Origin of the sequence: Corynebacterium spheniscorum (genome assembly GCF_900113445.1) — a bacterium.
GTDB lineage: Bacteria > Actinomycetota > Actinomycetes > Mycobacteriales > Mycobacteriaceae > Corynebacterium > Corynebacterium spheniscorum.
The window spans coordinates 51,039-66,744 of the sequence record NZ_FOPJ01000015.1 but is presented as its reverse complement, the minus strand read 5'-3'; the positions used below and the strand labels follow the sequence as shown (position 1 = coordinate 66,744).

Sequence of the window (15,706 nt, the reverse complement as noted above, 5' to 3'; positions counted from 1 at the left end):
CGGCCACCGAAAGGATTCTCCAACCACAACAACCACACCCCCCAATGGGTCAAAGACCTCCAAAACGACATCAAACAACAACAAACCACAAAAAACGAAAAGAAAACCTCAGAAAAAGACCCCTTCCCCGAAGAACCACCCTTCTAAAAAACAGGGCGCAGCTCGAGTAAGGCCCAGGCTAACCAACCCCGAAGGTTAGCCATGAGCCCACTCGAGCAATCAGCGATGCCGAAAACCACCACACCCCAAGCAGACAGAAGCACCGTGCCAAGAAGTTATTTGCTTCTTGCCACGGTGCTCTGAGAGGAGGTTTTTTAGACCTTAGTGGTGCGCTTCCTTAATGCGCTGCTTCAAAGCAGCGAATTGATCGTGCACCTCTTGGGGAACCTTGGGGCCAAGGAACTCCAGGTACTTTTCATTGTCATCCAGGTCCGCAGCCCACTGCTCCGCCGGAGCGGTGAGGGCTTCGCGAACATCTGCGATGTCAATGTCCAGGCCGGAGAGGTCAATGTCTTCAGCCTTGGCGGTGTAGCCGACCACGGTCTTCTTGGCGTCGACGCGGCCTTCGATGCGATCGATGATCCACTTCAGGACGCGGGCATTATCGCCGAAGCCAGGCCACAGGAAGCGGCCATCATCGCCGCGACGGAACCAGTTGACCAGGAAGATGGCCGGCATCTTGTCGCCGCCCTTCTTGCCCATGTCGATCCAGTGCTGCAGGTAGTCACCAGCGTTGTAACCGATGAAGGGCAGCATGGCCATGGGGTCGTGGCGGAGGGAGCCGACCTTAGCTTCTGCAGAAGCAGCGGTCTGGCCGGAGGCCAGCAGGGAGCCGACCATGGTGCCGTGATCCCAGTCGAAGGTTTGGGTTACCAGCGGGACAGTGTCGGGGCGGCGGCCACCGAAGAGAATGGCATCAACCTTGACGCCCTTCCAATCATTGAACTCGGGGGCTGCGACCGGGCATTGTGCAATCGGCACGCAGTAGCGGGAGTTCGGGTGTGCGGCCAGCTCATCGGTATCCGGGGTCCACTCGCGGCCCTTCCAGTCGATGGCGTGATCCGGCTTATTCTCCAGGCCTTCCCACCACACATCGCCATCATCGGTGAGCGCAACGTTGGTGAACAGGGTATTGCCTGCCTCCATAGTGCGCATAGCGATGGGGTTGGAGGAGTAGTTGGTGCCGGGGGCAACACCGAAGAAACCATTCTCCGGGTTGACGGCATAAAGGTGGCCATCCTCGCGGAACTTCAGCCAGGCGATATCGTCGCCGACAACCTCAGCGGTCCAGCCTTCGATATTCGGGGTGATCATCGCCAGGTTGGTCTTACCGCAAGCAGAGGGGAAGGCGGCGGCAATGTGGTAGGTCTTGCCTTCCGGATCGGTGAGCTTGAGGATGAGCATGTGCTCAGCCATCCAGCCCTCTTCCTTGGCCATCACCGAAGCGATACGCAGGGCATAGCACTTCTTGGCGAGAATGGCGTTGCCGCCATAGCCGGAACCATAGGACCAAATTTCCTTGGTGTCCGGGAATTGGGTGATGTACTTGGTTTCATTGCAGGGCCAGGGCACATCTTCTTGACCGGGCTCCAGCGGGGCGCCGACGGAGTGCAGGCAGTGCACGAAATCGCCGTGCTCACCGATCTTGTCCAGGGCTTCTTTACCCATGCGGGTCATAATCGCCATGGACATAACCACATAGGCGGAGTCAGTGAGCTGGACACCGAGCTTGGGTTCCGGGTCGCTGATGGGGCCCATGCAGAAGGGCACCACATACATGGTGCGGCCACGCATAGCACCCTTGAAGTGCTCCAGCATCTCGGCCTTCATCTTTTCCGGGTCCATCCAGTTATTGGTGGGGCCGGCGTCCTCTTCCTTCTCCGAGCAGATGAAGGTGCGGGACTCGACGCGGGCGACGTCGGCGGGATTGGAGCGCGCCAGGTAGGAATTGGGGCGCTTCTCCTCATTCAGCTTGATCAGGGTGCCGGCCTCGATGAGTTCGGCGGCGAGCCGATCCCACTCTTCGCGGGAACCATCGGCAAAAACCACCGACTCCGGTTCGAAAAGTTCGACGGCGTCGGCAATCCACTGCAGCAGCGCCTCGTTTTTAGTGGGCGCGGGGCCGACCAGGCCCTTGATCTCAGCAGTCATTATCTCTCCTGTACGTGAAAGGCACTCGTTCGAGTTCTCACCATCAAGCCTAATGAGATTGAGGTATCTGCGGCACTGTTTAGAAACGCAATTCTTGGTGGTGTCTACCTGAGTTATGAAGGAATTCGCCGCGCTACACCGGAAACCACTGGCAGAAATGATGTCGAAGGCAGGCAGCATATTCCCCCCAGATAGGGGGTTTATGATCATTCGGGCAGCTTTCCGGACTTTCGGCTTGGTCTTCAAGCTGTTGAACTTCAGCGCCGCAATAACCTTAAAGATCACCTCGCTACTGTGGCGCAAAGCCACCAGATGTGTGCTTTATGAGGGTCAGGAAAATACCCACCACCTGGCAGCATTCCGGATAAGTCGGATCGGGCTTTCTTCTGGCGTGGCGGCGGTGGCGCTAAATGGCACACTAGGCAGGTTTGCCTTAATAGCAGGAAGGAGGATGAAGTTGCCCCTCCCCCGCTCCGGGGACCACTTCTTCCCCTTATCAGCGCGAATACACAGCTGACAATGTTGCCCATCTCTCCTTGATTCGTGAGGCAACTCTCACTATTTCGGTGTCTCTTTGAGCACAGTATGGTCGTTTTCGTGAGCTTTGGGCGATAGTGGCACGCACTGTGGCGTGCGGTGTACAACTACGTAGCGCGGGTGCACCTTAGTGCCGGGCTACTCGGGCCCCAGGAACTAAAGAGGTGATGCTCTGCCCGCGGACGCTGAAACCTGCCGGGGAGCGCGGAGCTAAGGGAAGCCGATCTCGACTAAAGCCCGCCGCTGAGGAAGCCCTGAACGCGGGGTAATTGAAATGTGGAGGCGACGCGGGAACAATAACCCTGATGTCTAAAAATAATAGTCCCCATAGTTCTGAGAATAAGGCGCGTGGATTGGGAGATTTGCCGGCTGGCAGGCGGCCTCAATCCACCTTTGATGATGGGTTGGATTATCCGCGCCTGGGGTCGGTGAGTTTCCGCCGCGGCACGTTGACCGATAACCAACAAGCCCTCTGGGATGAGTATTGGCCCAGCATGGGCAGGGTTTTGGAAGATGAGATCATTGATGTGGATCAGTGGTTTGGGCGCAGTGGGCACCCCACGATTGTGGAGATCGGCTCTGGGACGGGTACCTCAACTGTGGCGATGGCGCCGCTGGAATCCGATACCAATATTGTGGCCGTGGAGTTATATAAGCCCGGGCTGGCGAAGCTTTTGGGCGCCGCGGTGCGCGGGGGCGTGAACAATATTCGGATGGTGCGCGGTGATGGTGTGGAAGTGCTCAATCGCATGTTCCCGGAGAATTCTTTGGATGGGGTGCGGATTTTCTTCCCGGATCCCTGGCCGAAAGCGCGGCACCATAAGCGCCGTATTATTCAATCTGGGCCGCTGCATTTAATTGCCACGCGGCTAAAACCCGGTGGGGTTTTACATGTGGCCACAGACCATGCTGATTATGCGGAATGGATCCGTGAATTAGCGGAGGTTGAGCCACTTTTGGAATATAAGGGCTGGCCTTGGCCGGAATGCCCACAATTAGTTGATCGCCAAGTCATTACGAAATTTGAGGGCCGTGGGCTGAACTTGGAGCACACGATCACCGAATTCTTATGGCAAAAGCGTGCCGATGCTGAAGAAATTTCCTCGAGGAGAGGACAATAATGAACGACGTGAGTAGCTACGTCCACCCCTATGCGCCGGGCGCGCAGCCGGGGCCGGATACCTTATTGCTGGTGTGGGATGCCCCGAACCTGGATATGGGATTAGGCTCTATTTTAGGAGGGCGCCCGACCTCCAACTATCGCCCACGTTTTGATGCGGTAGGGCGTTGGCTCCTGGACCGCGGTGAAGCGCTATCGAAGGAACTCGGCGAAGAGCTGGTCCCAGAAGCCACGGTATTTACCAATGTGATTCCAGGATCTGCCGACATGATTCGCCCCTGGGTGGAGGCGCTGCGGAATGTGGGTTTCGCGGTATTTGCGAAGCCGAAGCTCCAAGAAGACACCGATGTGGATCCGGATATGTTGGCGCATATTCGGCGCCGCCATGGTGAAGGTGTGCTGCGCGGCGTGGTGGTGGCCAGCGCTGATGGGCAGAATTTTAAGGATGATTTAGAGGAACTGGCGGCCGCCGGGTTGCCGGTGACGGTGCTGGGGTTCCACGAGCATGCCGCCTGGGCGGTAGCCTCGGAGTCACTTGAGTTTGTGGATTTAGAGGAGATCCCTGGGGTCTTCCGCGAACCCTTGCCGCGCGTTAACCTGGATCAACTGCCCGATATGGGTGCTTGGCTCCAGCCTTTCCGGCCGCTTGCTGCGCTTAGCAAGTAGCCCGCCTACACCTGTGCTTCACCCCGCCCGATAGAGGAGATTCGAAACCCGTGTTTGAACGCTGGGGTTTATTCGCTTATCGACATCGCCGTGTTGTCCCCATCATTGTGTTGTTGGGCATCCTGGGGCTTTATGCTGCCTTTGGGCTGCGCTTAGATGGGCGGCTAAGCCAAGAAGGATGGGATGATCCGCATTCGGATTCCACCCTGGCGGCCAGCATTGAACAAGACACCTTTGGGCGGGACTCCAATGGTGATGTGATTCTGCTTTATCGCGCCGAGGATGGCCACCACCTCGATGACCCCGCAATCCAAAGCGCAGCCTTAAAGCACCTAGAGAGCTTAAGGCAACAGCACCCGGATCAGATTGACCATGTGACCAGCTACTTTGATACTCACAATGCGAAATTAGCGAACGTGGATAAAACCCTGGCGTTTGCCGCCATTGGGCTCAAAGGGGATGGGGAGCAAACCCTCAAAGACTTCCGACTGGTAGAAGAAGACCTCATCCCGGAAATCAGCGGGGTGAAAACCGAGGTAGCCGGTGCCACTGCGGTGGCCGATGCCCTAGATAAGGGCATGGCTGGGGATATTTCCCGCGCCGAGATTTATGCCCTCCCGGCGGTAGCGGTACTGCTGCTCATTGTTTTTGGTTCCGTGGTGGCCGCAGCCATGCCGCTGGTGGTTGGGGTGCTCTCTATTTTGGGCTCTTTGGGTGTGCTCTCTGTATTGGCGGGGTTTGTGCAGGTAAATGTGTTTGCACAATCCGTGGTCACGCTCTTGGGCCTAGGTTTGGCCATTGACTATGGGCTCTTTATGGTTTCGCGTTTCCGCGAAGAAATGGACCGCGGGCAGCCCATCGAAAGAGCAGTGGCCACCACCACCGCTACTGCCGGGAAGACCGTGGTGTTTTCCGCCGGGATGGTGGCGGTGGCGCTCTCGGGGCTCTTGGTATTCCCGCAGGCCTTCTTAAAGTCAGTGTCCTATGGCGCGATTAGTGCGGTGGGCTTAGCGGCCTTGCTTTCGGTGACGGTGCTGCCCTCGCTCTTTGGGATCTTGGGTAAAAATATTGATCGCTGGGCGGTGCGACGAACCTCGCGGCGCGCGCGGCGGATGCAGGACACCCTGTGGTGGAAGATCCCAAGCTTCGCGATGAAGTATTCCAAGACGGTGACCTTGGGTATTTGTATTGTGCTTTTGGGGCTGACGTTGCCGCTGGCGAAGATTAGCTTCGGCGGGATTAATGAAACCTATTTGCCGCCCACTAATCAGGTGCGTCAAACCCAGGCGGAGTTTGATGAGAACTTCCCGGAGTTCCGTACCGAACCTATCAAGTTGGTGGTCACCAACGCCGATAATGCGCAGCTGGTGCAGGTGTATCAACAGGCCAACCAAGTGGCGGGGCTGACCGGACGTTTTAGCCCCTCGCAGGCTACTAAGGAAGGCACCACGGTGCTTTCCGCTGGCATTGCGGATCGAAAAGATAATGAGCGGGTAATCCAGGACCTACGCAACCTGGATGTGCCCGATGGGGTGAAGGTGTACATCGGCGGCACCCCAGCGCTGGAGGTGGAATCCATTGAGGCGCTCTTTGAGCGGCTGCCGTGGATGGCGATCTATATTGTGATCGCCACCTTCATCCTCATGTCTTTGGTGTTCGGCTCCATGGTTTTGCCAGCTAAAGCCGTGATTATGACCATCCTGGGGATGGGCACCACCTTAGGCATTTTGACGCTGATGTTTGTTGATGGCGTAGGTTCCGGAATCTTCAACTTCACCCCGGGGCCATTAATGAGCCCGGTGTTGGTGCTGATCGTGGCCATTATTTATGGGCTTTCCACCGACTATGAGGTGTTCTTATTATCCCGCATGGTGGAGGCGAGGGATCGTGGCAGCAGTACCGATGATGCGATCCGTTATGGCACCGCGCATACCGGTGGGATTATTACCGCTGCGGCGTTGATCATGATTGTGGTGTGCGGGGCCTTCGGGTTCTCCGAGATCGTGATGATGAAATACATTGCCTTTGGCATGATTGCCGCGCTATTCCTGGACGCCACCATTATTCGCATGATGTTGGTTCCAGCCGTCATGCATCTGCTGCGCGAGGATAACTGGTGGGCACCGCGCTTCGTGCGCCGCGCCTACCTGGCGTTGGGCCACCATGAAGGGGCCGGTAGCCCGCGGCTAGATAAGCAGCGTCCGCGGCCGAAGGAGCCCGCCATCAGTGTGCCCGCGCAGGCCGAGATCCCGGAGGATACCACCCCAGCAGGTGCCGATATTGTGGCCACCGAAGAGGATGCGGAATTCTGGCGAGAGCTCCCCAACCGCGAGCTCAGCATTGACGAAGTGGTGGTGGAAAAGCATGCCACGCGTTCGGGGCGTTCGGTGCAGGAGGATGCCGAGTTGGTGCCCTTCCAAGAATTAATGCGCCGCCTGGAGGCCGAGAAGCGCCGGGAATTGGAATAGCACATGCTGAAATCGCGCTGGTGGCGGTGGCTGCTTGCCCTCGTCGTGCTGATTGTGGTGGGGGTGCTGTCTTATCAGCAATATGATGTGCTGCTCGGCGGGCTGGCGCACCTGCGCAACGCCGAACCACTGCCACTAGCACTATGCCTGCTCACAGCGCTTTTATCGCTCGCTGCGATGGCGGAGGTAATGCGGCAGCTAATGGCTGCAGGTGGCTCGAAGGTGAGCCCGGGGGAAACGAATGCGATTACTTTCGCCAGCAATGCGTGGGCAACAACGCTGCCCGGGGGCGCGGCCTTTTCCGCGATTTTGACCTATAAAGTGCAGCGCGGGTGGGGTGCGAGCCGTGCTTTATGCGCCTGGTTCTTTGTGTTCTCTGGCCTGATTTCCACCATGTGGCTGGTGCTTTTAGGCATTAGTGCGGTGGTGTTTTTAGGCGCGCGGATTAGTTTGGCGTCGCTGATTATCACTTTATTGGTGATGGTGGCGGTGTCTTTTGGGCTTTATGTGGCCTCCCGTAATCCGCACCCGATTGCCCACGCATGCCGACCCTTGGTGCGCCCAATTGCCAAGTTATTCCGCAAAGACCCTGATAAAGCCGCCGAAAGTATTGGTGGGTTTGTCAATGGTTTGGCGGCCATCCAACTGACCCCGGGGCGTTTCGCGAAGGCCGCGATCTTTTCGCTGCTGAATCGCGGGATCGATATTTTAAGTTTGTGGCTGTGTGCCTGGGCGATTACCGGCACGATGCCGGGGATTGATCGCATTCCTGATCACACCACCATTGCGGGCGTGCTGCTGACCTACGTGACCACGAAGATTGCCGGCAGTGTGCAGGCCACCCCTGGTGGTTTAGGCCCCGTGGAGGCGGCACTGGTGACCACCCTGGTGGCTACCGGTATGACGGTGGTACATGCAACAGGTACCGCGGTGGCTTATCGCTTGATCACTTTGGTGCTGGTCAACGTGGTGGGGTGGCTGATTTATGTGCTGCATTATCTGCGTCGCGGGGTGAGTGCGCGGGAGGGTACGGCCGACGGGGAAGCGCGGAACCCGCGGGAGGGTGCGGTTCCCACCGCAGGTTAATGCTGCAGCATTAACCATAACCTTTTTGGGGGTGAATTCTATAACAGTTCTTTTTAGTCCCGTGTTCTTCTCGCCCCCAACTACAGTGGCGACACAAACGTGATCTGGAATACTCACTCAATCTGAGTATTCGCACAATAGTTGTCCAATACCCGACACCAACCTCGCAAAGGAGCATCATCATGATCGCGACAATAGGCCCCTTAGAACTCCTCATCATTCTCATCTTCATCATCATCGCGCTCACTGTGCTGTGGTTCGTCATCAAGACCGGCAAAGTCTTGACGAAAATGGAGCGCAAACTCGACCAGGACACTACCGACCGCAAACTCGGGCTCTAGCCCCGGCGCGATGACAGCGCCAGCGGGCCCAGCAACTAGACTCTCCCCCTGGAGCACCCCATAATCTAGCTGCTAAAGAAAGTCTGAGGACTCATGTCCCGCGCCCTATTCTTCCTTATCGACATCATCTGCATGGCCCTATTCGCCCTGCTCGCCCGCGTCGCGCACCAATCCGACACCATGCCGCTCAACTTCAGCGGCTGGCTCTCCACCTACTGGCCCTTCCTCCTCGGCATTCTCGGTGCCTGGCTGATCATGAGCCTCACCAAAATGGTGCCCACCCGCCTCGCCCCCGCCGGTCTCTTCGTCTGGATCTTCACCGTTATCGTGGGCCTCGGTATCTGGGCGCTGCGCCATCACACCGTCCCACACTGGTCCTTCATGATGGTCGCCTCCATCACCTCCGCGGTTCTGCTGCTGGGCTGGCGAATCATCGCCACCAAGGTGCTGCAGCGCCAGGCTTAAGCTTTCCTCGAGACCCGCTGGCTAGGGGTCTGCCTTACTGATCCCTGGCAGGTGGCTGGGGTATGCCACACAAAAACGCCCTCGTACCTGAGTAGGTGCGAGGGCGAACCTGTTCTTTAAAGCGGAAAAGGTGTTTAGAGCTTAATGCCTTGGCCGTTGGTGACGGCGTTGATGATCATGTAGATGTAGTTGAGCATATCGCCGAGGAGATCAAGAGTAACGCTGAGCATGTGCTGCCTTTCTAATAGGGCTGTACTTAGTCTATTGAGCTACATCGACACTAATACACCAGCCGTTACAGCCCCACAATTACATGGGGATAATATTGTGCTTCTTATCCACCGCGATCTCGCGCTTCTCCGTCATCTGCCTTAAGGCCCGACGAAGCGCCAGCCGCGTGTCCTTCGGCTGAATCATGGCATCCAAGAATCCACGTTCTGCCGCCACATAAGGGCTAGTCATATTCTCGTCATAGAAGTCCATGAAGACTTTCTTCAAGTACTCGCGCTGCTCCGGCGGCGCAGCTGCCAGCTGCTTGCCCTGGATCATCACCACTGCCGCAGCAGAACCCATCACCGCAATCTGGGCAGTGGGCCACGCCAGGTTGATATCACCGCTGAGGTTCTTCGACCCCATCACCGCATAGGCGCCGCCATAAGCTTTGCGCACAATCAGCGTCACCTTCGGGACACTAGCTTCCACCACCGCAAACGCCAGCTTCGCGCCGCGGTGAATCAGACCAGCTTTTTCTTGTTGCACACCCGGCAAATACCCGGGGGTATCCACCACAAACACCAGCGGAATATTGTAAGCATCGCAAATGCGAATAAAGCGCGCACCCTTATCCGCAGCATCAGCGTCAATACACCCAGCAAAGTGCATGGGCTGGTTCGCCACAAACCCCACCGAGCGCCCATCAATCCGCCCGAAGGCGGTAATGAGGTTCGGGGCGTAGTTGGGTTGGATCTCCAGCAGGGAATCATCATCACCGAGCTGGCGCAGCAAATCCACCATGTCATAGCCAGCATTGGTATCATCCGGCATGAAGCTATCTAGCTCCGGGGTTTCCGCCACTTCTTCATCACTGGGGGCACCAAAGACTGGGGCAGCATCATTACAGGTCAGCGGTAGGTGATCAAGAAGATCCCGCACTGCCTCGAAGGCTTCTTCCTCATCGGCTACCACCAGGGAGATATTGCCATTGAGTTCTTGTTCGCGGGCGCCACCTAATTCCGCGGAGGTGATTTCCTCGCCGGTGACCTCTTTGATCACCGCGGGGCCGGTGACATACATTTCGGCTTCATCTTCCACCGCGATCACAAAGTCGGTGGTCACCGGTGCATACACCGCACCGCCAGCACACTTACCCAACATCACCGAGATCTGTGGGCTGCGGCCTGACAGCGGCATTTGGCGGCGCGCAATTTCCGAGTACATGGCCAGGGAGGTCACCGCATCTTGGATGCGGGCACCACCGGAATCTTGGATGCCAATAACGGGGCAACCAATTTTGATGGCCATGTCCATCACTTCGCAGACCTTGCGGCCGAAGGTAACCCCGACAGATCCGCCATAGACGGTTTTATCGTGGGCATAAATAGCCACCGGGCGGCCATCAATGCGGCCATAGCCGGTCACCACACCATCGGAGTAGGGGGCATCCGGATCGCCGGGGGTGCGGCCAAGCGCGCCGATCTCTACGAAGGAGCCTTCATCAAGGAGTTCGGCGATACGTTCACGCGGAGTGGATCTACCAGCAGCATCGCGTTTAGCGCGGGCACGTTCGCTGCCGGGATCCTGCGCTTGCTGCAGGCGTTCCCGCAGGTCAGCGATTTTCTCCGCGGTCGTGTGCGTCACTTGTGTATCACCAATTTCTAGCTCTGAGGGCCCGTGGAGCCCATCTCCTCGATGCGCTTAGTTAGGTGTGCACCAACCGTAGCGATCTCTGGTTCATCCACCACGGCTAAGTGGTCACCGTGCAGCTGAATAATGTCTAGTTGATCAACGATAGCGGACCAGCCACCATCGGGGTCAATCTGGGCATAGCGTGGCTCCAACTCAATGGCACCATCGTGCATACGCTCCGCACGGAAGAGCATCACCGGTACATGCACATCCGCCCAACGGCGCAGGTCCATGCGATCCAAGATGCGGTTATCCACAAAGCTGGCGCGCTGATGCTCCAGCACCCCGGCGGCTAAGCCATGCTCGGCTGGGTCGGTGGTAGCGAGGAAGTCCACCAACATTCCTAAGAGGGCATCTTCACCAGCGGTTTCGAGAAGCTCATAGGGCACCGGGAACTCCAGGCCATAGGTCTTTTCCGCGAAAGCCGCATAGCGTTCCCAGCGAGCCTTGGTTTCTTCGATGGTATCGGGCACTGTTTCGCTGGGCTGCACGGTATCGAGCAGCACAATCAGGCCTACTTCCACATCAGATTCTTCAAGCTGGTGGGCCACCTCATAAGCCAAGGCACCACCGAAGCTCCAACCACCGAGTACCACCGGCTTGCCATCAGCAAGCCGCTGAATATCCGGCAGGTAGGCGGCGGCACGTTCAGCCAGGGAACCTTCTAGGCGTTCCACACCATAAACCGGCACATCATCGGGCAGGCGGCGCATTAGTGGTTGGTACACCACAGAGGAACCACCGGCGGGGTGGAAGAGGAAGACACTGGGTTTCGTGCTGCCCTCCGCGCGGGCACGCAATACCCGGATATTGCCTTCAACATCTGTTTCGAGGGTTTCGCGCACCTGATCTGCCAGCGGTTCCAGCGTGCTGGCAGCAAGAACATCCGCCGCGCTTAAGGAAGCCCCGGCGCGCTCATTAAGGCGCTCAGCGATCTTTTGGGCGGTGTCTTCATCCACGCTGGGAAGCTGCGAGGTAACCCCTGCGGCAGCAGCACCGGTGATACCCGCCCAGGTGGCAAAGACGAGGCGTTCCGAAGCATCGCGAGGCGCAACACCTACGCCGGTGCTTGGGGTACTGGGCTTATTATCCGCGGATTCGCGTTGCGGGGAAGCCGCAGCGTCCGCGGGGGCCGCCTGCGCAGCTGCGGGAGCTGCGGAGTTGGGGGAATCGTTCTCGGGGATAGCAGAAGATTCTTGAGCGACCATATCTTCGACCATGCTGACAACATCGGCGACGGAGGCGTCGCGCAGTGCCTGGATCTGCAGCGGCGGGATTTGGAAGTCGTTTTCGATGCGGTTTTTGATGCGCATGCCCATCAGTGAATCGAGGCCGAGGTCGATCAGTGGGAGCTCGCGGGGGAGATCGTCGACGTCATAGCCCATGGATTCCGAGACGATGGCGCGCATGCGGTCTTCTACGGATTCCCCGGAGGTGGGGTCCCAATGGCGTTGCTCCACCTGGACTTCATCGGTGGGCATACTGGGGCGCTCGGTGGGGGCGGTGTAGCCGAGTTCCGCGGGCGTCTGGGTGTGCGGAGTGTCGCCGGCAGTGGCGAAACCTTCGGCGATGAGCACGGTGTCATCATTGTCGGTGACGTGGTGCACGCTTAAGGACAGTCCGCCCAGCACGCGGCGCACAATGGTGGTGAGCTCGCCGGATGGCGGGAGCGTGCCATATTCCTGGTAGGCACTGAGGTTGGCGGTGGGGTCAATATTTTCCGCCGCGGTTTCAAGCACCGCCAGCACACTGGGCGCGAGATCAGCGGTGGTGCGGAAGGCAATGCAGCGATCCGGGAGGATGGTGCGAACCCCTGGTAGACCCACGCGGGTGGTGCTGGAGGGGTGCGCGTCCGTCCAATAGGACTGGTGGCGGAAGGCCACACCGGGGACGGGGGTGATGGGGGTTTGTGCATCGCCGTTGAAGAAACGGAAGTCAATGTCTTGGCCCTGCACATAGAGCTTGCCCAGCAATTCGCGCATGCTGTGGGCGGTATCAACCTTGCGCTTGAGGGCGTAGAGCAGCTGCGCGTCCGGGCGGCCAACGGCAAAGGCAGTGTTCATCATCGCCATGAGTGCCACCGGGTTGGGGGAAATCTCCACCAAGGTGCTGTGGCCGGCGGCGAAAGCAGCTTCCGTAGCTTCTTGGAAGTGCACGGCCTGGCGGGTGCAGCGGATCCAATAATCCGAATCGTGGACGGTGCTGCCGGGCTGGTAGACCATGCCGCAATCCACGGAGCTAAATAGCGGGATGCGCAAAGGTTTGGGCTGCACATCGCCGGTTTCGGCGGCCAGTTCACCCAGTAGTGGGTCCACCGCGCTGGTATGGCCCGCACCCTTAACGTTGAGCAGGCGGGCGAAGCGGGATTCCTTTTCCCACTCCTCTACTAGCGCAACCACAGCTTCGCGGGGGCCACCGACGGTGGTCATGCCGGGGCCGGCATAAACCGCGGGCTCAATGCCGGCATATTCGGGGCGTTCCTCGCGCAGCTGAGCGAGGTCATCAGCGGAAATCTCGATGACGGCCATGGCGCCGAGTTCATCTTCGGGCAGGGACTTTTCGCCCTCACCCATGAGGCGGGCGCGGTGGCAGGCAACGCGCAGGGCGTCTTCGGCGCTGAGCCCACCGGCGGCATAAGCGGCGGCGATCTCGCCCATGGACATCCCCATCACAGCCGCGGGGCGGGCACCGAAGTGGGCTAGCAGGTCGGTCAGGGCAATTTGGATGGCGGTGATGGCGACCTGTGCGGTTTCGGTGTCATAGGTTTGTTCATCATCGCGGACGATATCCAGGATGGACCAGCCCGATTCGAACTCCACCAGCTCATCGAGTTCTTCGAGGCGCTGAAGGAAGATCGGGGAGAGTTCGCAGAGGTCCTTGACCATCTTGCGGTGCTGGGAACCGAAGCCGGAGTAAACGAATACCGGGCCGAGGGAGGCGGGGGAATCCGCGGCATCAATGCCGACTGAGACTTTGCCTTCGGCGACCTGGCGGAGGCGTTTGACGGCCTGCTCGATGCTATCGGCGTGAATGATGGCGCGGGAACGCCCATGGTTCCGGCCGCTTAGCACGCAGGCGAAGGGGATGAGTTCTTCTTCCGGGCGCTGCTCGAGATCGTTGGCCAAAACTTCGGCGAGTTGGCGGCGACGGGAAGGAAGCAGGCCAGAGACCGGCAGGCTGACGAGGTTATCTTTCGCCAGCTGGGCGTCGATCTGGGTGGCTTGGACCTCATAATCGGCTGCGTTGAAATCGCTGAGCACGATATGCGCGTTGGTGCCGCCGAAGCCGAAGCCGGAGACACCGGCGACGCGGCGGCCGGAGTATTGGGGCCATTCGCGGGGATCTTCGACTACCTCGAGGCGCTCAGCATCGAAGTCGATGAAGCGGTTGGGGGCATCGAAGTGCAAAGAGGGCGGGATGATGTCGTGTTGGAGGCCCAGGACAACCTTGATGAGCCCGGCGGTGCCGGCAGCGGCTTCGGTGTGCCCAATATTGGTTTTAATGGAGCCGAGCAGGGTGGGTTCGGTGATATCGCGGCCCTTGCCGAGGACCTCGCCTAGGGCGGTGGCCTCAATGGGATCCCCCAGGATGGTGCCGGTGCCGTGGGCTTCGACATAGTCGACCTCGTGGGGGCGGATGCCGGCATCACGGTAGGCGCGGTGAAGGACATCCACCTGCGCTTCGGGGTTGGGTGCGGTGAGGCCATTGGAGTGGCCATCGGAGTTCACCGCGGAACCGCGGATCACGGCATGGATGGTGTCGCCGTCGCGTAGTGCATCGGCAACGCGCTTGAGGACCAGCACGCCGGCACCATCGCCACGGACAAAGCCATCGGCTTCATCGCTGAAGGCGTGGATGGCGCTGGTGGGGCTGATGACCCCGAGTTCGCCGAAGGCGGTGGAGATGAAAGGGGAGGCGAGGATATTAACGCCGCCGCTTAGGGCGAGGTCGGCATCGCCATCGCGAAGGGCGCGTACCGCGTGGTGCACGGCAACCAGCGAGGAGGAGCAGGCGGTATCGACGCTGACGCTGGGGCCGCGGAAGTCAAAGGCGTAGGAGACGCGGTTGGGGATAATTGAGCTGGCGGTACCGGTAAGTGCGTAGGGGTGTGCTTCTGCCGGGTCGGCGGTGATGAGCATCCCGTAGTCATTATTGGTGGAGCCGAAGTACACGCCTACGGGTTTGCCGCGCAGGGTGTTGGGGGCGATGCCGGCATGCTCGAGGGATTTCCAGCTGAGCTCCAACATGATGCGCTGCTGCGGATCCATATTGGCGGCTTCAACTGGGGCGAGGCCGAAGAATTCGGCGTCGAAACCGGCGATGTCTTGGAGGTAGCCGCCGTCGGTGTTGACGTTGGCCATTTTGTCGACCATGACTTGGTCATCGGCGTATTCGCTCCACCGCCCGGCCGGTAGGGGGCCAACGGCGTCGCGGCCTTCCACCAGCATGGACCACATTTCTTCGAGGTTATCGGCGCCCGGGAAGCGGGCTGCCATGCCGACGATGGCGATATCGTGCTCCGCGCGGGTGCGTTGCTGCGGCGTGTGGGGGCTGGAGCTGTGGGCGTTGGCTCCGGTTTGGGCTCCGGCTTGGGCTCCGGCTTGGGCTCCGGTTTGGGCTCCGGTTTGGGCGTTTTCGATGAGTTTTTGGGCCAGGCCATCGATGGTGGGGTACTCATAGGCGATGGTGGCATCGAGATGCACGCCAAGGAGGTTTTCTAGCTCACCGGAGAGCAGCACCATGTCTCGGGAGGAGAGGCCGAAGCTTTCTAAGGGCCGATCATCACCAACTTCCGAGGACTCTAATCCCGCGGTGCGAGCTACCCAGTCGTGGAGCCACGTGCGCAGCTGCTCAACCGTCATGGATGCCGCCTGGGTGTCGGTCATGCTGCCTCTTACCTCGTTGAAAATCAATGGTCATTATGTGGAGCGCAGTAGCTGCCGGAAAAGCAGGGTGTGCTTGGTGCA

9 protein-coding genes are annotated in these 15,706 nt (G+C 59.0%); 6 read left to right on the top strand and 3 right to left on the bottom strand.

Annotation, left to right across the window (positions count from 1 at the left end):
- Window positions 1-321: 321 nt before the first annotated feature.
- Window positions 322-2,151 carry a phosphoenolpyruvate carboxykinase (GTP) gene (locus BMZ01_RS09850; protein WP_177180150.1) on the bottom strand — a complete coding sequence of 610 codons (1,830 nt, stop codon included), beginning with the start codon at window positions 2,149-2,151 and terminating at the stop codon, window positions 322-324.
- 842 nt (window positions 2,152-2,993) lie between these two features.
- On the opposite strand from BMZ01_RS09850, the gene trmB reads away from it, so the two are divergent.
- The 6 genes from trmB to BMZ01_RS09825 all read left to right on the top strand — a co-directional run bounded on the left by trmB (window position 2,994) and on the right by BMZ01_RS09825 (window position 8,834).
- A complete protein-coding gene (trmB, locus tag BMZ01_RS09845; protein WP_092286921.1) occupies window positions 2,994-3,809 on the top strand; it encodes a tRNA (guanosine(46)-N7)-methyltransferase TrmB in 816 nt (271 codons plus the stop codon).
- Window positions 3,809-4,474 (top strand): NYN domain-containing protein, encoded by a 666-nt coding sequence (locus tag BMZ01_RS09840; protein WP_092286919.1) that lies wholly within the window; start codon window positions 3,809-3,811, stop codon window positions 4,472-4,474. The genes trmB and BMZ01_RS09840 overlap by 1 nt, the downstream gene beginning before the upstream one ends.
- Window positions 4,475-4,524: 50 nt before the next feature.
- Window positions 4,525-6,942 (top strand): MMPL family transporter, encoded by a 2,418-nt coding sequence (locus BMZ01_RS09835; RefSeq protein ID WP_092286917.1) that lies wholly within the window; start codon window positions 4,525-4,527, stop codon window positions 6,940-6,942.
- A 3-nt stretch (window positions 6,943-6,945) separates the two neighbouring features.
- Window positions 6,946-8,028, top strand: a complete 1,083-nt coding sequence (locus BMZ01_RS09830) for a lysylphosphatidylglycerol synthase transmembrane domain-containing protein (RefSeq protein ID WP_092286915.1) — start codon at window positions 6,946-6,948, stop codon at window positions 8,026-8,028.
- Window positions 8,029-8,210: 182 nt separating this feature from the next.
- Window positions 8,211-8,369 carry a hypothetical protein gene (locus tag BMZ01_RS11260; RefSeq protein ID WP_177180149.1) on the top strand — a complete coding sequence of 53 codons (159 nt, stop codon included), beginning with the start codon at window positions 8,211-8,213 and terminating at the stop codon, window positions 8,367-8,369.
- Window positions 8,370-8,462: 93 nt separating this feature from the next.
- Window positions 8,463-8,834: a DUF3054 domain-containing protein gene (locus BMZ01_RS09825; RefSeq protein WP_092286913.1), complete on the top strand. Its 372-nt coding sequence runs from the start codon at window positions 8,463-8,465 to the stop codon at window positions 8,832-8,834.
- Between the two features lie 309 nt (window positions 8,835-9,143).
- Here the strand turns inward: BMZ01_RS09825 and BMZ01_RS09820 are convergent, their stop codons facing one another.
- Window positions 9,144-10,691: an acyl-CoA carboxylase subunit beta gene (locus BMZ01_RS09820; protein ID WP_177180148.1), complete on the bottom strand. Its 1,548-nt coding sequence runs from the start codon at window positions 10,689-10,691 to the stop codon at window positions 9,144-9,146.
- Between the two features lie 17 nt (window positions 10,692-10,708).
- Complete coding sequence (pks13, locus tag BMZ01_RS09815) at window positions 10,709-15,625, bottom strand: polyketide synthase Pks13 (protein WP_092286909.1); 4,917 nt, start codon at window positions 15,623-15,625, stop codon at window positions 10,709-10,711.
- Window positions 15,626-15,706 lie beyond the last annotated feature (81 nt).

Excerpts from the sequence above, each read along its gene's own strand:
- BMZ01_RS09850 (WP_177180150.1), bottom strand. The coding sequence starts at position 2,151 with ATGACTGCTGAGATCAAGGGCCTGGTCGGCCCCGCGCCCACTAAAAAC.
- trmB (WP_092286921.1), top strand. The coding sequence starts at position 2,994 with ATGTCTAAAAATAATAGTCCCCATAGTTCTGAGAATAAGGCGCGTGGA.
- BMZ01_RS09840 (WP_092286919.1), top strand. The coding sequence starts at position 3,809 with ATGAACGACGTGAGTAGCTACGTCCACCCCTATGCGCCGGGCGCGCAG.
- BMZ01_RS09830 (WP_092286915.1), top strand. The coding sequence starts at position 6,946 with ATGCTGAAATCGCGCTGGTGGCGGTGGCTGCTTGCCCTCGTCGTGCTG.
- BMZ01_RS11260 (WP_177180149.1), top strand. The coding sequence starts at position 8,211 with ATGATCGCGACAATAGGCCCCTTAGAACTCCTCATCATTCTCATCTTC.
- BMZ01_RS09825 (WP_092286913.1), top strand. The coding sequence starts at position 8,463 with ATGTCCCGCGCCCTATTCTTCCTTATCGACATCATCTGCATGGCCCTA.
- pks13 (WP_092286909.1), bottom strand. The coding sequence starts at position 15,625 with ATGACCGACACCCAGGCGGCATCCATGACGGTTGAGCAGCTGCGCACG.